Annotated in this window: 30 protein-coding genes; all 30 read left to right on the top strand. The window is 67.5% G+C overall.

Annotation, left to right across the window (positions count from 1 at the left end; translation table 11 throughout):
- The coding region (locus BLV24_RS22910; protein WP_092684006.1) for an EF-Tu C-terminal domain-related protein at nucleotides 1-97 on the top strand (97 nt) is incomplete at its 5' end.
- An 84-nt stretch (nucleotides 98-181) separates the two neighbouring features.
- Nucleotides 182-490: a 30S ribosomal protein S10 gene (gene rpsJ / locus BLV24_RS17045; protein ID WP_092684003.1), complete on the top strand. Its 309-nt coding sequence runs from the start codon at nucleotides 182-184 to the stop codon at nucleotides 488-490.
- A gap of 11 nt (nucleotides 491-501) precedes the next feature.
- Nucleotides 502-1,353 carry a 50S ribosomal protein L3 gene (gene rplC / locus BLV24_RS17040; protein ID WP_092684001.1) on the top strand — a complete coding sequence of 284 codons (852 nt, stop codon included), beginning with the start codon at nucleotides 502-504 and terminating at the stop codon, nucleotides 1,351-1,353.
- Nucleotides 1,350-1,970 carry a 50S ribosomal protein L4 gene (rplD, locus tag BLV24_RS17035; RefSeq protein ID WP_092683999.1) on the top strand — a complete coding sequence of 207 codons (621 nt, stop codon included), beginning with the start codon at nucleotides 1,350-1,352 and terminating at the stop codon, nucleotides 1,968-1,970. Before rplC ends, rplD begins: the two co-directional genes overlap by 4 nt.
- The gene (locus tag BLV24_RS17030) at nucleotides 1,967-2,263 is read left to right on the top strand and encodes a 50S ribosomal protein L23 (RefSeq protein ID WP_092683997.1); all 297 of its coding nucleotides are present in this window, start codon (nucleotides 1,967-1,969) and stop codon (nucleotides 2,261-2,263) included. Before rplD ends, BLV24_RS17030 begins: the two co-directional genes overlap by 4 nt.
- Nucleotides 2,264-2,341: 78 nt before the next feature.
- Nucleotides 2,342-3,181: a 50S ribosomal protein L2 gene (rplB, locus tag BLV24_RS17025; RefSeq protein WP_092683995.1), complete on the top strand. Its 840-nt coding sequence runs from the start codon at nucleotides 2,342-2,344 to the stop codon at nucleotides 3,179-3,181.
- Nucleotides 3,182-3,195: 14 nt separating this feature from the next.
- Nucleotides 3,196-3,474 carry a 30S ribosomal protein S19 gene (gene rpsS / locus BLV24_RS17020; RefSeq protein ID WP_092683993.1) on the top strand — a complete coding sequence of 93 codons (279 nt, stop codon included), beginning with the start codon at nucleotides 3,196-3,198 and terminating at the stop codon, nucleotides 3,472-3,474.
- 5 nt (nucleotides 3,475-3,479) lie between these two features.
- Nucleotides 3,480-3,890, top strand: coding sequence for a 50S ribosomal protein L22 (rplV, locus tag BLV24_RS17015; RefSeq protein WP_092683991.1), 411 nt, complete (start codon nucleotides 3,480-3,482; stop codon nucleotides 3,888-3,890).
- Nucleotides 3,890-4,588 carry a 30S ribosomal protein S3 gene (gene rpsC, locus BLV24_RS17010; protein ID WP_092683989.1) on the top strand — a complete coding sequence of 233 codons (699 nt, stop codon included), beginning with the start codon at nucleotides 3,890-3,892 and terminating at the stop codon, nucleotides 4,586-4,588. Before rplV ends, rpsC begins: the two co-directional genes overlap by 1 nt.
- A gap of 24 nt (nucleotides 4,589-4,612) precedes the next feature.
- Nucleotides 4,613-5,026, top strand: coding sequence for a 50S ribosomal protein L16 (gene rplP / locus BLV24_RS17005; RefSeq protein ID WP_092683987.1), 414 nt, complete (start codon nucleotides 4,613-4,615; stop codon nucleotides 5,024-5,026).
- Between the two features lie 185 nt (nucleotides 5,027-5,211).
- The gene (rpmC, locus tag BLV24_RS17000) at nucleotides 5,212-5,418 is read left to right on the top strand and encodes a 50S ribosomal protein L29 (protein WP_092683985.1); all 207 of its coding nucleotides are present in this window, start codon (nucleotides 5,212-5,214) and stop codon (nucleotides 5,416-5,418) included.
- A gap of 1 nt (nucleotide 5,419) precedes the next feature.
- Nucleotides 5,420-5,656: a 30S ribosomal protein S17 gene (gene rpsQ, locus BLV24_RS16995; RefSeq protein ID WP_092683983.1), complete on the top strand. Its 237-nt coding sequence runs from the start codon at nucleotides 5,420-5,422 to the stop codon at nucleotides 5,654-5,656.
- Nucleotides 5,657-5,741: 85 nt separating this feature from the next.
- A complete protein-coding gene (gene rplN / locus BLV24_RS16990; RefSeq protein WP_092683981.1) occupies nucleotides 5,742-6,110 on the top strand; it encodes a 50S ribosomal protein L14 in 369 nt (122 codons plus the stop codon).
- Nucleotides 6,110-6,424, top strand: a complete 315-nt coding sequence (gene rplX / locus BLV24_RS16985; protein WP_092683979.1) for a 50S ribosomal protein L24 — start codon at nucleotides 6,110-6,112, stop codon at nucleotides 6,422-6,424. The genes rplN and rplX overlap by 1 nt, the downstream gene beginning before the upstream one ends.
- Complete coding sequence (rplE, locus tag BLV24_RS16980) at nucleotides 6,417-6,977, top strand: 50S ribosomal protein L5 (protein ID WP_092683977.1); 561 nt, start codon at nucleotides 6,417-6,419, stop codon at nucleotides 6,975-6,977. The genes rplX and rplE overlap by 8 nt, the downstream gene beginning before the upstream one ends.
- A 20-nt stretch (nucleotides 6,978-6,997) precedes the next feature.
- Nucleotides 6,998-7,303: a 30S ribosomal protein S14 gene (gene rpsN / locus BLV24_RS16975; RefSeq protein ID WP_092683975.1), complete on the top strand. Its 306-nt coding sequence runs from the start codon at nucleotides 6,998-7,000 to the stop codon at nucleotides 7,301-7,303.
- A 10-nt stretch (nucleotides 7,304-7,313) separates the two neighbouring features.
- The gene (gene rpsH, locus BLV24_RS16970) at nucleotides 7,314-7,712 is read left to right on the top strand and encodes a 30S ribosomal protein S8 (RefSeq protein WP_176954793.1); all 399 of its coding nucleotides are present in this window, start codon (nucleotides 7,314-7,316) and stop codon (nucleotides 7,710-7,712) included.
- A 10-nt stretch (nucleotides 7,713-7,722) separates the two neighbouring features.
- A complete protein-coding gene (gene rplF, locus BLV24_RS16965; protein WP_092683973.1) occupies nucleotides 7,723-8,256 on the top strand; it encodes a 50S ribosomal protein L6 in 534 nt (177 codons plus the stop codon).
- 12 nt (nucleotides 8,257-8,268) lie between these two features.
- Nucleotides 8,269-8,628 (top strand): 50S ribosomal protein L18, encoded by a 360-nt coding sequence (gene rplR / locus BLV24_RS16960; RefSeq protein ID WP_092683971.1) that lies wholly within the window; start codon nucleotides 8,269-8,271, stop codon nucleotides 8,626-8,628.
- A 10-nt stretch (nucleotides 8,629-8,638) separates the two neighbouring features.
- The gene (gene rpsE / locus BLV24_RS16955; protein ID WP_092683969.1) at nucleotides 8,639-9,211 is read left to right on the top strand and encodes a 30S ribosomal protein S5; all 573 of its coding nucleotides are present in this window, start codon (nucleotides 8,639-8,641) and stop codon (nucleotides 9,209-9,211) included.
- A gap of 11 nt (nucleotides 9,212-9,222) precedes the next feature.
- Nucleotides 9,223-9,411 carry a 50S ribosomal protein L30 gene (gene rpmD, locus BLV24_RS16950; protein WP_092683967.1) on the top strand — a complete coding sequence of 63 codons (189 nt, stop codon included), beginning with the start codon at nucleotides 9,223-9,225 and terminating at the stop codon, nucleotides 9,409-9,411.
- 115 nt (nucleotides 9,412-9,526) lie between these two features.
- On the top strand, nucleotides 9,527-10,018 hold the full coding sequence (gene rplO / locus BLV24_RS16945; protein ID WP_092683965.1) for a 50S ribosomal protein L15: 492 nt from the start codon (nucleotides 9,527-9,529) through the stop codon (nucleotides 10,016-10,018).
- A gap of 97 nt (nucleotides 10,019-10,115) precedes the next feature.
- Entirely contained in the window at nucleotides 10,116-11,456 is a 1,341-nt protein-coding gene (gene secY, locus BLV24_RS16940; RefSeq protein ID WP_092683964.1) for a preprotein translocase subunit SecY, read from the top strand.
- A complete protein-coding gene (locus tag BLV24_RS16935) occupies nucleotides 11,453-12,103 on the top strand; it encodes an adenylate kinase (RefSeq protein WP_092683962.1) in 651 nt (216 codons plus the stop codon). The genes secY and BLV24_RS16935 overlap by 4 nt, the downstream gene beginning before the upstream one ends.
- A gap of 301 nt (nucleotides 12,104-12,404) precedes the next feature.
- Nucleotides 12,405-12,773 carry a 30S ribosomal protein S13 gene (rpsM, locus tag BLV24_RS16930; RefSeq protein WP_092683960.1) on the top strand — a complete coding sequence of 123 codons (369 nt, stop codon included), beginning with the start codon at nucleotides 12,405-12,407 and terminating at the stop codon, nucleotides 12,771-12,773.
- 12 nt (nucleotides 12,774-12,785) lie between these two features.
- A complete protein-coding gene (gene rpsK / locus BLV24_RS16925; RefSeq protein WP_092683958.1) occupies nucleotides 12,786-13,175 on the top strand; it encodes a 30S ribosomal protein S11 in 390 nt (129 codons plus the stop codon).
- A gap of 133 nt (nucleotides 13,176-13,308) precedes the next feature.
- Complete coding sequence (locus BLV24_RS16920; RefSeq protein ID WP_092683956.1) at nucleotides 13,309-14,331, top strand: DNA-directed RNA polymerase subunit alpha; 1,023 nt, start codon at nucleotides 13,309-13,311, stop codon at nucleotides 14,329-14,331.
- A gap of 183 nt (nucleotides 14,332-14,514) precedes the next feature.
- Complete coding sequence (rplQ, locus tag BLV24_RS16915) at nucleotides 14,515-14,937, top strand: 50S ribosomal protein L17 (RefSeq protein ID WP_092683954.1); 423 nt, start codon at nucleotides 14,515-14,517, stop codon at nucleotides 14,935-14,937.
- 130 nt (nucleotides 14,938-15,067) lie between these two features.
- Entirely contained in the window at nucleotides 15,068-16,486 is a 1,419-nt protein-coding gene (locus BLV24_RS16910; protein WP_092683951.1) for a trypsin-like peptidase domain-containing protein, read from the top strand.
- 14 nt (nucleotides 16,487-16,500) lie between these two features.
- Nucleotides 16,501-17,856 (top strand): replication-associated recombination protein A, encoded by a 1,356-nt coding sequence (locus BLV24_RS16905; RefSeq protein WP_092683949.1) that lies wholly within the window; start codon nucleotides 16,501-16,503, stop codon nucleotides 17,854-17,856.
- The last annotated feature ends 98 nt before the right edge of the window (nucleotides 17,857-17,954 follow it).

Raw genomic sequence — 17,954 nt, 5'->3', positions numbered from 1 at the left:
GATCGCCCCGATCGCGATGGAAGAGAAGCTCCGCTTCGCCATCCGTGAAGGCGGCCGCACCGTCGGCGCCGGCGTCGTCTCCAAGATCATCGAGTAAACCAGGCAGTTCTGCTCTCGGCGGCCGGGGGTCTCGACCCCCGGCCTTCGCATTGAGTTTCCTGCCATCGAAAAGGTTTGTGCCATGCAAGGCCAGAACATCAGGATCCGCCTCAAGGCGTTCGACTACCGCGTGCTGGACGCCAGCACGCAGGAGATCGTCGACACCGCGAAGCGGACCGGCGCCACGGTGCGCGGACCCATTCCGCTGCCGAACAAGATCGAGAAGTTCACGGTCCTGCGCGGCCCGCATATCGACAAGAAGTCCCGCGAGCAGTTCGAGATCCGCACCCACAAGCGGCTCCTCGACATCGTGGACCCGACGCCGCAGACGGTGGACGCGCTGATGAAGCTCGACCTCGCCGCCGGCGTCGACGTCGAAATCAAGCTCTGAGGAGACGATCAATGCGCTCCGGAGTGATCGCCAAGAAGCTGGGCATGACCCGGCTGTTCATGGAGGACGGCCGCCAGATCCCGGTGACCGTGCTTCAGATGGAAAACGTCCAGGTCGTGGCTCAGCGCACGTCCGAGAAGGATGGCTACTCCGCCGTCCAGCTCGGCGCCGGCGCCGCCAAGGCCAAGAACACGTCCGCCCCGATGCGGGGCCACTTCGCCAAGGCGTCCGTGGCGCCGAAGCGGAAGCTGGCCGAGTTCCGCGTGGCCCCCGAGAACCTGATCTCGGTCGGCGAGGAGATCACGGCTGACCACTACTTCGCGGGTCAGTTCGTCGATGTCGCCGGCACCTCGATCGGCAAGGGCTTCGCGGGCGCGATGAAGCGGCACAACTTCGGCGGGCTTCGCGCCTCGCACGGCGTGTCGATCTCGCACCGCTCGCACGGCTCCACCGGCCAGTGCCAGGACCCGGGCCGCGTGTTCAAGGGCAAGAAGATGGCCGGCCACATGGGCGCCGCCCGCGTGACCGTGCAGAACCTGCAGGTGGTCAAGACCGACAGCGATCGCGGTCTGGTCATGGTCAAGGGCGCGGTTCCGGGCTCGCGCGGCGGTTGGGTGACCATCCGCGACGCGGTCAAGAAGGCCACGCCGGACAACGTGATCCTGCCGGCCGCCCTGCGCTCCGCCGCCGAGGAGGCCGCCAAGGCCGCCGAAGCCGCCGCCGCCGAGGCCGCCGCCGCGGAAGCCGAAGCCGAGGCCCAGAAGGCCGCGGAAGAAGCCGCCGCGCAGGACGCCGCGCTGAAGGAAGCCGAAGCGTCGGGTGACGCGGCCGGCGATGCCCCGGAAGGAGGCGACGACAAATGAAGACCGAAGTCGTTACTCTCGACGCGGGCGCCGCGGGCGAGATCGAGCTCGACGACGCGATCTTCGGGCTGGAGCCGCGCGCGGATATCCTGCACCGGGTCGTGCGTTGGCAGCTCGCCAAGCGCCAGGCCGGCACGCACAAGACCAAGTCGCGTGGCGAACTGTCCTATTCGACGAAGAAGATCTATCGTCAGAAGGGGACCGGCGGCGCGCGGCACGGCGACAAGGCCGTGTCCCAGTTCCGTCACGGCGCGACCACCAAGGGTCCGGTCGTGCGCTCCCATGCGCATGACCTGCCCAAGAAGGTCCGCAAGCTCGGCCTGAAGCTGGCGCTGTCGGCGAAGGCCAAGGGCGGCAAGCTGGTGATCATCGAGAAGGCGGAGCTGGAGCAGGCCAAGACCAAGGCCCTGCAGTCCGGTTTCGAGAAGCTGGGGCTGAAGAAGGCTCTGGTGGTCGATGGCGCCGAGATCCAGGCGAACTTCCGCCTGGCCGCGCAGAACATCGCCGACGTGGACGTGCTTCCCTCGCAGGGCGCCAACGTCTACGACATCCTGCGGCGGGACATGCTGGTGCTGACGCGCGCCGGCGTGGAAGCCCTGGAGGCTCGACTGAAATGAGCGTGAAGCCGGAACTCTACGACATCATCCGCAAGCCGATCATCACCGAAAAGGCGACGATGGCTTCGGAGCAGAACGCGGTGGTCTTCGAGGTGTCCATGGACACCACCAAACCGAAGATCAAGGAAGCGGTGGAGACGCTGTTCGGCGTCAAGGTCAAGGCGGTGAACACCTCCGTGACCAAGGGCAAGGTCAAGAAGTTCAAGGGCAAGCCCGGCCGCCGCAAGGACGTCAAGAAGGCCTACGTGACCCTTCAGGACGGCAATACGATCGACGTGACGACCGGGCTCTGAGCCCGGTCATCACGCTGACCCAATTCCCCGGGACCCCGGACCACGGTCCGGACCCGGACGGCAACGGAAGACAGCAAGATGGCGTTGAAATCCTATAATCCCACGACGCCGGGCCAGCGCGGGCTGGTTCTGATCGACCGTTCGGAGCTGTTCAAGGGTCGCCCTCTCAAGAAGCTCACCCAGGGCCTCACGAAGAAGGGCGGACGCAACAACACCGGACGCATCACCGCTCGGCGGATCGGCGGCGGGGCCAAGCGGCTCTACCGCATCGTCGACTTCAAGCGGCGGAAGTGGGACGTCTCGGCCGAGGTGCAGCGGATCGAATACGATCCCAACCGCACCGCCTTCATCGCCCTCATCCAGTATGAGGACGGCGAGCAGGCCTACATCCTGGCCCCCCAGCGGCTGGCCGTCGGCGACAAGGTCGTCGCGGGCGAGAAGTGCGACGTGAAGCCCGGCAACTCGATGCCGTTCTCCGGCATTCCGGTGGGCTCGATCGTGCACAACATCGAGCTGAAGCCCGGCAAGGGCGGTCAGATCGCGCGCTCGGCCGGCGCCTACGCCCAGTTCGTGGGTCGTGACGGCGGCTACGCGCAGATCCGGCTCAGCTCGGGCGAGCTGCGCATGGTTCGCCAGGAGTGCATGGCCACGATCGGCGCGGTGTCGAACCCGGACCATTCGAACCAGAATTTCGGCAAGGCCGGCCGCACCCGTCACCAGGGCAAGCGTCCGTCCGTCCGCGGCGTCGCGATGAACCCGATCGACCACCCGCATGGCGGCGGCGAAGGCCGCACCTCGGGCGGCCGGACCCCGGTTACGCCGTGGGGCAAGGACACCAAGGGCACCCGGACTCGTAAGAACAAGTCCACGCAGAAGTACATCATCCGCTCGCGGCACGCCCGCAAGAGCGGCCGCTGAGGAGGGACGAATAGATGGCACGTTCCGTCTGGAAAGGTCCGTTCGTCGACTCCTATGTCTTGAAAAAGGCGGAGAAGGCGAGCCAGTCGACCCGGGCCGAAGTGATCAAGATCTGGTCGCGTCGATCCACCATTCTGCCCCAGTTCGTGGGGCTGACCTTCGGGGTCTATAACGGTCAGAAGCATATCCCGGTGAACGTCACCGAGGACATGATCGGCCACAAGTTCGGCGAGTTCTCGCCGACCCGGACTTACTACGGCCATGCGGCCGACAAGAAAGCGAAGCGGAGGTAAGGACGATGACCAAATCTTCCCACCGCCGTGCGGATAATGAGGCGATGGCGATCAGCAAGCAGCTGCGCACCTCGCCGCGCAAGCTCAACCTTGTTGCGGGTCTGATCCGCAAGAAGCCGGTCGGGCGCGCGCTCAACGAGCTGGCCTTCTCGAAGAAGCGGATCGCGCAGGACGTGCGCAAGACGCTGCAGTCGGCCATCGCGAACGCCGAGAACAACCACGGGCTGGACGTCGACGAGCTGATCGTCGCCGAGGCCTATGTCGGCAAGAACCTGGTCCTGAAGCGCGGTCGTCCGCGGGCTCGCGGCCGGTTCGGCAAGATCGAGAAGCCGTTCAGCCAGATCACCATCAAGGTGCGTCAGGTCGAGGCCGTGGTCGAGCAGCCGGCGGTCGAGCAGGTCGAGGAGAACGCCTGATGGGTAACAAGGTCAATCCGATCGGGCTTCGGCTTCAGATCAACCGGACCTGGGACAGCCGTTGGTTCGCCAACGCCAAGGACTACGGGGCGCTGCTTCACGAGGACCTGCGGATTCGCGAGTTCATCAAGAAGACCTGCGCCAACGCCGGCATCAGCCGCGTCGTGATCGAGCGTCCGCACCGCAAGTGCCGGGTGACGATCTACACGGCGCGTCCGGGCGTGATCATCGGCAAGAAGGGCGCCGACATCGAGAAGCTTCGCCGCGAAGTGGCCAAGCTGACCTCGTCGGAGCTGCACCTCAACATCCTCGAGGTCCGCAAGCCCGAGACCGACGCGCAGCTGGTCGGCGAGAACATCGCCCAGCAGCTTGAGCGTCGCGTGGCCTTCCGCCGGGCGATCAAGCGCGCGGTGCAGAACGCTATGCGCATGGGCGCCCTGGGCATCCGCATCAACGCCGCCGGCCGTCTGGGCGGCGCGGAGATCGCGCGCACCGAATGGTATCGTGAGGGCCGCGTGCCCCTGCACACCATGCGCGCGGACATCGACTACGCCCACGTGGAAGCCAAGACCGCCTACGGGATCATCGGGATCAAGACCTGGATCTTCAAGGGCGAGATCATGGAACACGACCCGCAGGCGCGCGATCGCCGGCAGCAGGAAATGCAGGAAGGCGCCTCGCGTCCTTCCCGCAACTGAGCTGAGAGCTGAGGAGCAACTGAAATGCTGTCGCCGAAGCGCACGAAGTTCCGCAAGCAGCACAAGGGCCGTATCCACGGTCTGGCCAAGGGCGGAACCGACCTGAATTTCGGGTCCTACGGGCTGAAGGCCACCGAGCCGGAGCGCATCACCGCGCGCCAGATCGAGGCCGCTCGTCGCGCCATGACCCGTCACATGAAGCGTCAGGGCCGGGTGTGGATCCGCATCTTCCCCGACGTGCCTGTGACCCAGAAGCCCACCGAGGTGCGTATGGGCAAGGGCAAGGGGTCGGTCGAATACTGGGCTGCCAAAGTGAAGCCCGGCCGCGTCATGTTCGAGATTGACGGGGTGACCGAACCTGTGGCACGGGAGGCCCTCCGATTGGCCGCTATGAAGCTGCCCATCAAGTGCCGATTCGTTCAGCGCGAAGACTGGTGACAAGGGGCCCGGGAATTCCGGGCCGCGGTCATCGTCGTCGCGCCGCAATCGCGCCGCAAGGAAATTGATCCGGGGCCGGGACAATCCGGCCCCGAGATTTTGGTAAGCAGGGGCGCCGCGGTCGGCGCCATGCCGACGGGCCCGGATTGCCGGCCCTGGGAACGCGAGAAAGAGGACGTGGGCTGATGAAAGCCGCCGATCTGCGCGAGAAGACGCCCGATCAGCTGCGCGAGGAGCTCGCCGCGCTGAAGAAGGAGGCGTTCAACCTCCGCTTCCGGGCCGCCACCGGCCAGAACGAGAACACCGCCCGCATGCGCGACGTTCGTCGGGACGTGGCCCGGGTCAACACCATTCTGAACCAGAAGGCGGCCGCCGCCGCCCAGGAGGCCTGATATGCCCCGTCGCATCCTTCAGGGCACCGTGGTTTCGGACAAGAACGACAAAAGCATCACGGTGCTGGTGGAGCGTCGCTTCACCCATCCGCTGATGAAGAAGACCGTGCGTTCGTCCAAGCGCTACCACGCCCATGACGAGAACAACGCCTGCAAGCCGGGCGAAACGGTGCGCATTCGCGAATGCCAGCCGAAATCGAAAAGCAAGACCTGGGAGGTCGTGCTCGGCGAGGCGTGAGCCTCGCTGATCTCGTTCCCCAGGACATTGTCGAAACCGCGGGGCGCGCCATGAGCGTCGTCTCCGCAGGTCGGGAGAAACTGCCATGATCCAGATGCAGACCAACCTGACGGTCGCTGACAACAGCGGCGCGCGTCGGGTTCAGTGCATCAAGGTGCTCGGCGGCGCGAAGCGCAAATACGCTTCCGTTGGCGACATCATCGTGGTCTCCGTGAAGGAGGCCATCCCCCGCGGTCGCGTGAAGAAGGGCGAGGTCCGCAAGGCCGTCGTCGTCCGCACCGCCAAGGAGGTCCGTCGCGCCGACGGGACCGCCATCCGCTTCGACGACAACGCCGCCGTTCTCCTGAACAACAACATGGAGCCGATCGGGACCCGCATCTTCGGGCCGGTCGTGCGCGAGCTGCGTGCGAAGAACTTCATGAAGATCATCTCGCTGGCGCCGGAGGTCCTCTGATGGCTGCGAAGCTGAAAAAGGGCGACCGCGTCGTCGTTCTCGCCGGCCGCGACAAGGGCAATGAGGGCGAGATCCTCAAGGTCATGCCCGACGCGGGCAAGGCCTTCGTCCAGGGCGTGAACATGGTGGTCCGCCACCAGCGCCAGACCGCGCAGAGCCAGGGCGGCCGCATCTCCAAGGAAGCGACCATCGACCTGTCGAACCTCGCGCTGATCGACCCCAAGACCGGCGGGCCGACCCGCGTCGGTTTCAAGACGGTCGACGGCAAGAAGGTGCGCTTCGCCAAGAAGTCCGGGGAGATCGTCGATGCTTGACGCCGCCGCGTATTCGCCGCGCCTCAAGGCCCACTACCGCGATGTGGTGCGCCCGGCGATGAAGGAAGAGTTCGGCTACTCGAACGACATGATGATCCCGCGTCTGGACAAGATCGTCCTGAACATGGGCGTCGGCGAGGCCGTCTCCGACTCGAAGAAGATCAAGTCCGCGCATGACGACATGATGGCCATCGCCGGCCAGAAGCCCGTCATCACCAAGGCCAAGAAGTCGATCGCCGGCTTCAAGGTGCGTGAGGAGATGCCGCTCGGCGTCAAGGTCACGCTGCGCAAGGACCGGATGTACGACTTCCTGGACCGTCTGGTGACCGTGGCCATGCCGCGTATCCGCGACTTCCGGGGCGTCAAGGGCACGGCCTTCGACGGCCGGGGCAACTACGCGATGGGTCTCAAGGAGCATATCGTGTTCCCCGAGATCGCCTATGACAAGATCGACCAGATCTGGGGCATGGACATCGTTATCGCGACCACCGCGCGCACGGACGCGGAAGCCAAGGCGCTGTTGAAGCTCTTCAACATGCCCTTCTCGAACTGATCGCGCGGAAGGATTTCGATATGGCCAAAGTGAGCATGATCGAGCGCGAAAAGAAGCGGCAGAAACTGGTTGACCAGTACGCCGCTCGTCGCGCCGCCCTGAAAGAGCAGATCCGTGATCCCGAGCTGACGCTCTCGGACCGCGTGAAGCTGTCGATGAAGCTGGCGAAGCTGCCGCGGAACTCGTCGGCGACCCGTCTGCACAACCGCTGCGAAGTGACCGGCCGTCCCAAGGCCTACTATCGCAAACTGAAGATGTCGCGCATCGCGCTGCGGGATTACGCCTCTGTCGGGCAGATCCCCGGCATGGTGAAGTCGAGCTGGTGAGGAGCGACGCATGTCTGTGAACGATCCCATCGGCGATATGCTGACGCGCATCCGCAATGCGCAGATGCGTTTCAAGTCGACTGTCCGCACCCCGGCGTCGAAGATGCGGGGCCGCGTCCTGGAGGTTCTCCAGGCCGAAGGCTACATCCGCGGCTACGAGTCCGCCGAAGGCCCCCGCGGCCTTCCCGAGTTCGAGATCAGCCTGAAGTATTTCGACGGCATGCCGGTGATCAAGGAGATCAAGCGCGTCTCCACGCCCGGCCGCCGCGTGTACTCGGGCGTTGGTGAGCTTCCCTCGGTCCGTCAGGGCCTGGGCGTCGCCATCGTCTCGACCCCCAAGGGCGTCATGTCCGATGCGCAGGCCCGCGCCGACAATGTCGGTGGCGAAGTCCTGTGCACGGTGTTCTGAGGAGGCTGGAATGTCCCGCATCGGCAAGAAGCCCGTCGAGCTTCCCAACGGCGTGACGGCGACCATTTCGGGCCAGACCGTCGAGGTCAAAGGTCCGAAGGGCGTCCGCTCCTTCACCGCCACGGACGACGTGGACGTGATCCTCGAGGACAACGCGGTTTCGGTGAAGCCGCGCGGTCTCTCGAAGCGCGCCCGTCAGCAGTGGGGGATGTCCCGCACCCAGGTTCAGAACCTGGTCACGGGCGTCACCGAGGGCTTCAAGAAAGAGCTCGAGATCCAGGGCGTCGGTTACCGCGCCCAGGTCCAGGGCAAGACCTTGAAGCTGGCGCTCGGCTATTCGCATGACGTGGAATACGCGATCCCCGAGGGGATCGACATCGTCTGCGCCAAGCCGACCGAAATCGCGATCACCGGCATGGACCAGCAGAAGGTCGGCCAGGTGGCGGCGAACATCCGTGAGTGGCGCGCGCCGGAGCCCTATAAGGGCAAGGGCATTCGCTACAAGGGCGAATACATCTTCCGCAAGGAAGGCAAGAAGAAATAAGGAGGCGTCGTAATGGCTTTGACCAAGCGTGAACTGTTCCAGCGGCGCCGCCAGCGTGTGCGCAGCCGTCTGCGGAAATACTCGAACGGCAAGCTCCGTCTGTCGGTGCATCGTTCGAACAAGAACATCTCGGTCCAGGTGATCGACGACAAGCAGGGCGCCACGCTCTGCGCGGCGTCGAGCCTCGAGTCCGCCCTGGGCGTGATCGGGAAGAACAACAAGGAAGCCGCGGCCAAGATCGGCGCCGCGATCGCCGAGCGCGCCAAGGCGGCCGGCATCGAGGAAGTCGTGTTCGACCGCGGCGGTTACCTCTTTCACGGGAAGGTCAAGGCGCTCGCCGACGCCGCCCGTGAAGGCGGCCTGAAGTTCTGAGGAGGCGATAATGGCCAGGGAAGACAACCGGCGTGATCGCCGCCGCGACCGCGACGAGGATCCTGAATTCCAGGATCGTCTCGTCGCCATCAACCGCGTGTCGAAGACCGTCAAGGGCGGCAAGCGCTTCGGCTTCGCCGCGCTCGTCGTCGTCGGCGACCAGAAGGGCCGCGTGGGCTTCGGCAAGGGCAAGGCCCGCGAAGTCCCCGAGGCGATCCGCAAGGCGACCGAGCAGGCCAAGCGCGGCCTGATCCGGGTGCCGCTGCGGGAAGGTCGGACGCTGCATCACGACGTCCGGGGCCATCACGGCGCCGGCAAGGTGGTGATGCGGACCGCGCCGCAGGGCACTGGCATCATCGCCGGCGGTCCGATGCGCGCCGTGTTCGAGATGCTGGGCGTTCAGGACGTGGTGGCCAAGTCCATCGGGTCCCAGAACCCCTACAACATGATCCGGGCCACCATCGACGGGCTGAAGGAAGAGTCTTCGCCCCGTCACGTGGCCGCGCGCCGGGGCAAGAAGGTCGCTGACATTCTGCCCAAGCGCGACAATGCTCCGGCCGACGCCGAAGCCGCGGAAGCGTGAGGTAGATCGATATGGCCAAGACCGTCGTCGTGAAGCAGATCGGTTCGCCGATCCGCCGCCCCGCCAAGCAGCGCGAGACCCTCATCGGTCTCGGGCTGAACAAGATGCACAAGACCCGCGAGCTGGAGGACACCCCCTCCGTGCGCGGCATGGTCAACTCGATCCCGCACCTGGTGCAGATCGTCGAAGAGCGCGGCTGAGCCGACCGCTTTTCGGACCGTTCGGAGGGGCCGCGTTGCAGCGGCCCCTTTTCCCATAGGTCGATGGCCCTCGCGGATGACGCCGCGCCGGGGTCCGACAGGAAGGATATGCGTCATGCAGCTTCATGAACTCCGCGACAATCCCGGCGCCACGCGCAAGAAGAAGCGCGTCGGCCGCGGCCCGGGCTCGGGCAAGGGCAAGACCGCCGGGCGCGGCATCAAGGGTCAGAAGTCCCGTTCGGGCGTGGCCATCAACGGCTACGAGGGCGGCCAGATGCCGATCTATCGGCGCCTGCCCAAGCGCGGCTTCACCAATATCTTCCGCAAGGACTTCGCGGTGGTGAACCTGGACAACATCGCCAAGTTCATCGAGGCCGGGAAGCTGGACGGCGCCAAGCCGATCGACGAGGCCGCGCTGGTCGCGTCGGGTCTCGTGCGCCGCAAGCTGGACGGCGTCCGGGTGCTGGGCCGGGGCGACGCGCCCAAGGGCCTGACGCTGGAGGTCACCGGCGCGTCGAAGTCGGCGATCGCCGCGATCGAGGCCGCCGGCGGCAAGATCACCGTGCTGGCCCCCGCGGCCCCTGCGGCGACTGAGACCGCGGAATGACATTGCGGGCCCCAAGCCCGTCGATTAACTAATCAGCGACGCCGCCGCGGGGCTCGTCCCCCGGCGGCGTCGCTTTGATCGTTTCAGGGAGAGCGCCATGGCGTCCGCCGCCGAGCAGATGGCCCAGAACCTGAGCTGGAGCACCTTTGGCAAGGCCAAGGAGCTGCAGAGCCGGATTCTGTTCGCGCTGGGTCTGCTCATGATCTACCGGCTGGGGACCTTCATCCCCATGCCAGGCATCGATCCGATCCAGCTCGCGCGATTCGTCGAACAGACCCAGTCGGGCATTCTCGGCGTCTTCAACATGTTCGCCGGAGGCGCCGTCGAGCGCATGGCGATCTTCGCGCTGGGCATCATGCCCTACATCTCCGCCTCGATCATCATGCAGCTCATGAGCTCGATGGTCCCTTCGCTGGAGGCCCTCAAGAAGGAGGGCGACGCCGGCCGGCGGAAGATGAACCAGTACACCCGCTACGGCACCGTGGTGCTGGCCGCGTTCCAGGCCTACGGCATCGCCGTCGGGCTCGAGGGGCAGGGGCTGGCGCTCGATCCGGGCTGGTTCTTCCGCGCCTCGACGGTGATCACCCTGGTCGGGGGCACCATGTTCCTGATGTGGCTGGGCGAGCAGATCACCGCCCGCGGCATCGGCAACGGCATTTCGCTGATCATCTATGTCGGCATCGTCGCCAGCCTGCCCACCGCGCTGGCGCAGCTGTTCGAGCTGGGCCGCACCGGGCAGCTTCCGGCCGCCGTGATCATCGGCGTGATCGTCGGCGCGGTCGCGGTGATCGCGGCCGTGGTTTATATCGAGCGCGCCCAGCGGCGCATTCTCGTGCAATATCCCAAGCGCCAGGTCGGCCAGCGGATGTATGGGGGCGAGAACTCGTTCCTGCCGCTCAAGGTCAACACCGCCGGCGTGATCCCGCCGATCTTCGCGTCGTCGCTGCTGCTGCTGCCCGCCACCGTGGCCGGCTTCTCGGCCGATGGCGGGGCCTCGGGCTGGCTGAGCTATGTCGGGGCCTATCTGGGCCGCGGACAGCCGCTCTACCTGATCGCCTTCATCGGTCTGATCGTGTTCTTCGCGTTCTTCTACACGTCGGTGGTCTTCAACCCCGATGAGGTCGCGGACAATCTGAAGAAGAACGGCGGCTATGTGCCGGGCATCCGGCCGGGCAAGCGCACGTCGGACTACTTCGACTATGTGCTCACTCGACTGACGGCGGTCGGCGCGCTTTATCTGGCGGTGATCTGCGTGATGCCGGAGATCCTGATCTCGGAACTCGCGATCCCGTTCTATTTCGGGGGCACGTCGCTCCTGATCGTGGTCAGCGTGACCATGGATACCGTAACTCAGGTCCAGAGCCATCTGCTCGCGCATCAATACGAAGGGCTTATTGAAAAGTCCCGGCTCGGACGACGGGGGAAGAAGAAGCGATGAACATCATTCTGCTGGGGCCCCCCGGGGCCGGCAAGGGCACCCAGGCGCGGCGTCTGGTCGAGGAGCGGGGCATGGTCCAGCTCTCCACCGGCGACATGCTGCGGGAGGCCCAGGCCAGCGGCTCGGAGATGGGCAAGGTGGTCGCGGACGTCATGGCGCGCGGCGCGCTGGTGACGGACGAGATCGTCATCGGCCTGATCCGGGAGCAGCTGGAGAACGGCGCCGCGGCCAAGGGGGCGATCTTCGACGGCTTCCCCCGGACGCTGGCCCAGGCGGACGCCCTGGGCGAGCTGCTGGCCAAGGAGGGGCTGCAGCTCGACGGCGTGATCGAGATGCGGGTGGACGACGAGGCGCTTGTGGACCGCGTCTCCGGCCGCTTCACCTGCGGCGCCTGCGGGGAGGTGTATCACGACACCACCAACCCGCCGGCCAAGCCGGACACCTGCGACAAATGCGGAGCGGTGGACAGCTTCAAGCGTCGCCCCGACGACAACGCCGAGTCGATGCGCACGCGGCTGCTGGCCTATTATCGCGACACGTCGCCCCTGATCGGCTACTATTGGGCCAAGGGCAAGCTCACGCGCGTGGACGGCATGGCCGCCCCCGACGCGGTGGCGGCGGAGCTGAAAGGCGCGCTGGACGGGTGAGGCCCGAAGGGAATCGGCAAAGGTGGTCGACCAAGGGTTGACGCGCCCCGGACCCTTCATATACTCCGCGCCTCCAACACAGGGGAGTCGCGCCGAGCCCTCCGGTCCACGGATCGGGAGAATCGGTGCGGACGACCCGTCGGGCCCAAGGGCCCGACGCTGCAGCCGGCGGGGACGCCTCTCAGGACGCTTCCCCCGACCGACTTGATCGAGAACGGAATATGAGCCCGGCCGGCCCCGCCGCAAGGGCGGACGGACCACGGAACACCGGGCACGACCGGACGAGAGACGGAGACGGACCTTGGCGCGCATTGCTGGCGTGAATATCCCGACGAACAAGAGGACCCACGTGGCCCTCACCTACATTCACGGCATTGGCCCGAGCTCCGCCAAGGAGATCTGCTCTGCCGTGGGCATCGCCGACGAGCGTCGTATCAACGAGCTCTCGGACGCCGAAGTCCTCGCGATCCGCGAGTACATCGACGGCAACCTGGCGGTCGAAGGCGACCTGCGCCGGGAAGTGGCGGTGAACATCAAGCGGCTGATGGACCTCGGCTGCTATCGCGGGCTGCGGCATCGCCGGCAGCTCCCGGTTCGCGGTCAGCGCACCCACACCAACGCCCGGACCCGCAAGGGCAAGGCGAAGCCGATCGCCGGCAAGAAGAAGTAAGGAGAAGCTTCGATGGCTCGCGAGAAGCAGCGCGTTAAGCGCAAAGAGCGGAAGAACATTTCGTCCGGTGTGGCGCATGTGAACTCCTCGTTCAACAACACCAAGATCCTGATCGCCGACGCCCAGGGCAATGCCATTTCCTGGTCCTCGTCGGGCGCCATGGGCTTCAAGGGGTCGCGCAAGTCGACCCCCTACGCCGCCCAGGTTGCCGCCGAGGACGCTGGCAAGAAGGCCCAGGAGCACGGGATGCGCACGCTCGAGGTCGAGGTCCAGGGCCCCGGCTCGGGCCGTGAGAGCGCGCTGCGCGCGCTGCAGGCGGTGGGTTTCACCATCACCTCCATCCGCGACGTGACCCCGATTGCCCATAACGGCTGCCGCCCGCCGAAGCGTCGCCGCGTCTGACGCAGAGACGATTTGGCAGGCCCACGGCCCGCGCCCGATGCGCGGGCCTTAGGCCGTTTCAGGCCCAAGCAAGAATTCCTCGGGACGCACGGCGCGGCTACGGATCCCGCCCGGGCCAGAATGGAGGACGATCATGATCCATAAAAACTGGCAGGAACTTATCCGGCCGACCGGACTCGACATCCGCCCCGGCGCCGATCCGTCGCGCATGGCGACCGTCGTCGCCGAGCCGCTGGAGCGGGGCTTCGGCCTCACGCTCGGCAACGCCCTGCGCCGCGTTCTGCTGTCCTCGCTGCAGGGCGGGGCCGTCACCTCGATCCAGATCGACGGCGTGCTGCACGAATTCTCGTCCGTCGCCGGCGTGCGGGAGGACGTGACCGACATCGTCCTCAACATCAAGGGCGTCTCGGTCAAGGTCGAAGCCGACGGGCCCAAGCGCCTCACCCTGCGCGGCGAGGGGCCGGGCCTGGTGACCGCCGCCGCCATCCAGGAAGTCGCGGGGGTCGAGATCCTCAACCCCGATCACGTGATCTGCCACCTCGACGAGGGCGCGAGCTTCCATGTCGAGCTGATCGTCGACAGCGGCAAGGGCTACGTCCCCGCCGACCGCAACAAGGCCGAGGACGCGCCGATCGGCCTGATCCCGGTCGACGCGCTGTTCAGCCCGGTCAAGAAGGTCAGCTACAAGGTGGAGCCGACCCGTGAGGGCCAGGTGCTCGACTACGACAAGCTGACCCTGACGCTGGAGACCGACGGCTCGGTCACGCCGGACGACGCCGTGGCCTATGCCGCGCGCATCCTGCAGGACCAGCTGTCGGTGTTCGTCAACTTCGAGGAGCCCGAATCGGCCTCCCGCGGCGACGACGACGACCTGCTGGGCACCGGCACGCCGCCGGTCCTGCTCAAGAAGGTCGACGAGCTGGAGCTTTCGGTCCGCTCGGCCAACTGCCTGAAGAACGACAACATCGTCTATATCGGTGACCTGGTGCAGAAGACCGAGGCGGAGATGCTCCGGACCCCGAACTTCGGCCGCAAGTCGCTGAACGAGATCAAGGAGGTCCTCGTGCAGATGGGCCTTCACCTCGGAATGGACGTGCCGGACTGGCCGCCGGACAACATCGAGGACCTGGCTCGCAAATACGAAGACCAGTTCTGACGAAGGCGAGGGCGGGGATTTCCCCGCCCTCTTCGCATTCCGGGGCGCCCCGTGGCGCGTCGGAGGGTTGCCGGCCCGCGATTCTTCCTGTAATCGCGCGCCACTCGGGCCGTGACGGCCCCAAGGAGGGCGAGGCCATGGACCTCTCCCGGACAAAGCATAACGCGAAGAAGGAATGACCCCATGCGCCACGGTCACGGCTATCGGAAGCTGAACCGCACCCACGAGCACCGCAAGGCGATGTTCGCGAACATGGTCTGCTCGCTCATCGAGCACGAGCAGATCAAGACCACCCTGCCCAAGGCGAAAGAGCTGAAGCGGATCATCGACAAGGTGATCACCCTCGGCAAGCGCGGCGATCTGCACGCCCGCCGCCTGGCCCATGCCGACATCCGCCAGGACGCCGCCGTGAAGAAGCTCTTCGACGTGCTGGGTCCGCGCTACCAGGAGCGTTCGGGCGGCTATTCGCGCGTCCTGAAGGCCGGTTTCCGCTATGGCGACATGGCCCCGATGGCGATCATCGAGCTGGTCGACCGCGACCCGGCCGCCAAGGGCGCCGGCGACAAGGCCCGCGTGGCCGCCGAGCTGGAAGCCGCCGACGAGTGATCCGCCGCGGCCCCTTCGGGGGCGCCGGACGCCGATCTGCGCGACGATCAGGGCCGCTCCCTCACGGGGGCGGCCCTTTCGCTTGCCGACGCGGGCGCCTAGATTCCGGTCCCGAACGGAGGTCCCGCCCATGACGATCATCGCCCCTCGCCGCGCCGGTCTGCTCGCGTTGGCGCTCGCCGCCGCGTGGACCGCGCCGCCCGCCTGGGCGGAGATCGCGCGCCGGACGCCGGAGGGGATGGCGGAGATCCAGCTCTCCTTCTCGCCGGTGGTAAAGGCGGCCGCGCCGGCGGTGGTCAACATCTACGCCCGCCGGGTGGTGACCCGCCGCCCCAGCCCCTTCGCCGGCAACCCGTTCTTCGAGCGGTTCTTCGGCCAGGCCATGCCGCAGGGCAGGCGGGTGGAGAACGCGCTGGGCTCCGGCGTCATCGTGACGGGCGACGGGCTGGTGGTGACCAATCACCACGTGGTGGGCGACGCGTCCGAGATCCGGGCCGTGCTCGCCGACCGTCGCGAGTTCGACGCCGAGGTGGTGCTCTCGGACCCGGAAAGCGACCTGGTGGTGCTGCGCCTGGAGGGCGCGGAGAACCTGCCGGCGCTGGAACTGCGCGACCCGGAATCCGAAGGCGTGGAGGTCGGGGACCTGGTGCTCGCCATCGGCAACCCGTTCGGGGTGGGGCAGACGGTGACCTCGGGCATCGTGTCGGCGCTGGCGCGGTCGCGGGCGGCGCCGGGCGGGGGCGCGGGCTACTACCTTCAGACCGACGCGGCGATCAATCCAGGCAATTCCGGGGGCGCGCTGGTGGACATGCAGGGCCGGCTGCTGGGCATCAACACCGCGATTCTCAGCCGCTCCGGCGGGTCCATCGGCATCGGCTTCGCGGTGCCCTCGGCGCTGGTGCGGCAGGTGGTGGCGCAGGCGGAGGCCGGGCGCTCGACCCTCGCGCGGCCGTGGTCGGGGCTCTCGGGCCAGCCGGTGGACGGCGCCATGGCCGAGGCGCTGGGGATGGCCTCGCCCGAAGGGCTGGTGATCTCGAAGATCCACCCGCTGTCGCCCTTCGCGTCGGCGGGGCTGGCGCGGGGGGACGTGATCCTCGCGGTGGACGGGCGGCCGGTGGGCACGCAGGCGGAGCTGGAATTCCGGCTGGCCGCGCTGGGGCTGGGCGAGACGGCGGAGGTCGCGTTCCTGTCGGGGGGGACGGCGCGCGCCGCCTCGCTGGCGCTGGCCTCGGCGCCGGAGACGCCTGCGCGCGATCCGCGGGCGCTGGTCGGGCGCACGCCGCTGGGCGGGTTGACGGTGGCCAATCTCAACCCCGCGCTGGCCCATGAACTGGGCCTGCCGCTGGGGACCGAGGGCGTGGCGGTGGTGGAGGTGGCCCGCCCGACCGGCCGCGCGGGCTTGCGGGTGGGCGACGTGATCCGGGCGATCAACGGGCGCGACGTGGCGAACGCCGCGCAGCTTGAGCGGCTGGCCCGCAAGGGGCCCTATCCGGAAGAAGTGCGGATCGAGCGCGGCGGCCGTCACGGCGTCCTGCGCTTCCGGCGCTGAGCGGGGGCGGGGGCATGGCGGCGGATCTTTTCGGCGGGTCGGATGACCGGGCGCCCGGCGGCGAGCCGGGCGGGCAGGCGGGGCAGGGCGGCGCCCGGCGTCCGCTGGCCGATCGGCTGCGCCCGGCGCGGATCGAGGAGGTCATCGGCCAGGACCATCTGCTCGGCCCCGGAGGGCCGCTGGCGGAGATGGTGGCGGCGCGGGAATTGCCCTCGCTGATCCTCTGGGGGCCTCCCGGCGTGGGCAAGACCACGCTGGCCCGCTTGCTGGCGGAGGCGACGGACCAGGCCTTCGTGCAGATCTCCGCGATCTTCTCGGGCGTGGCGGAGCTGCGGAAGGTGTTCGACGCGGCGCGCATCCGCTTCGGCAACGGCGTGGGCACGCTGCTCTTCGTCGACGAGATCCACCGTTTCAACCGCGCCCAGCAGGACGGGTTCCTGCCGCATATGGAGGCCGGCGTGATCACGCTGGTCGGCGCGACCACCGAGAACCCGTCCTTCGAGCTGAACGCCGCCGTGCTGTCGCGGGCGCAGGTGCTGGTGCTGCACCGGCTCGACGATGCGGCGATGGCGGGGCTGCTGGCGCGGGCGGAGGCGTCCGAAGGCCCGCTGCCGCTGACCCCCGACGCGCGCGAGGCGCTGATCGGCATGGCCGACGGCGACGGGCGGGCGCTGCTGAACCTCGCCGAGCAGGCGCTGCGCATGGGGCCGGGGCCGGTGGACCGGGAGGGGCTGTCGCGCCGGCTGACCCGGCGGGCGGCGCAATACGACAAGTCCGGCGACGGGCATTACAACCTGATCTCGGCGCTGCACAAATCGGTGCGCGGCTCGGACCCGGACGCGGCGCTCTACTGGCTGGCGCGGATGATCGAGGGGGGCGAGGACCCGCGCTTTCTGGCCCGCCGCATCACCCGCATGGCCTCCGAGGACATCGGGCTGGCGGATCCCGAGGCGCTGCCGCTCTGCCTCGCGGCATGGGAGACCTATGAGCGGCTGGGCTCGCCGGAGGGGGAGCTGGCGCTGGCGGAGGCCATCGTGCATCTGGCGCTCGCGCCCAAGTCGAACGCGGTCTATCGGGGCTGGAAGGGGGCGCTGCGGCTGGCCAAGGAAACCGGCTCGGCCCCGCCGCCGGCCCATATCCTGAACGCGCCGACGAAGCTGATGAAGGAACAGGGCTACGGCGCGGGCTACGCCTATGACCATGACGCGGAGGACGGGTTCTCCGGGCAGAACTATTTTCCCGACGGGATGGCGCGGCCGCAGCTCTACGCGCCGGTGGAGCGGGGCTTCGAGCGGGATCTGGCCAAGCGGGTGGCCTATTTCGACAAGCTGCGGGCGAAGCGCAGGGCCGGGAGCGGGGAGGAGCCCTGACGGGCTCCCGTTTCCCGGCCGAAGCTCCCGCCCGCCCACCCCGCTTCGGCCGGGAAACGGGGCGGGCCCGCCGGGATGCGCGGCGCGCAGGGCGGCCG

Origin of the sequence: Albimonas donghaensis (genome assembly GCF_900106695.1) — a bacterium.
In the GTDB taxonomy this organism is placed as follows: domain Bacteria; phylum Pseudomonadota; class Alphaproteobacteria; order Rhodobacterales; family Rhodobacteraceae; genus Albimonas; species Albimonas donghaensis.
This window is presented reverse-complemented; position numbering and strand designations above follow the sequence as displayed.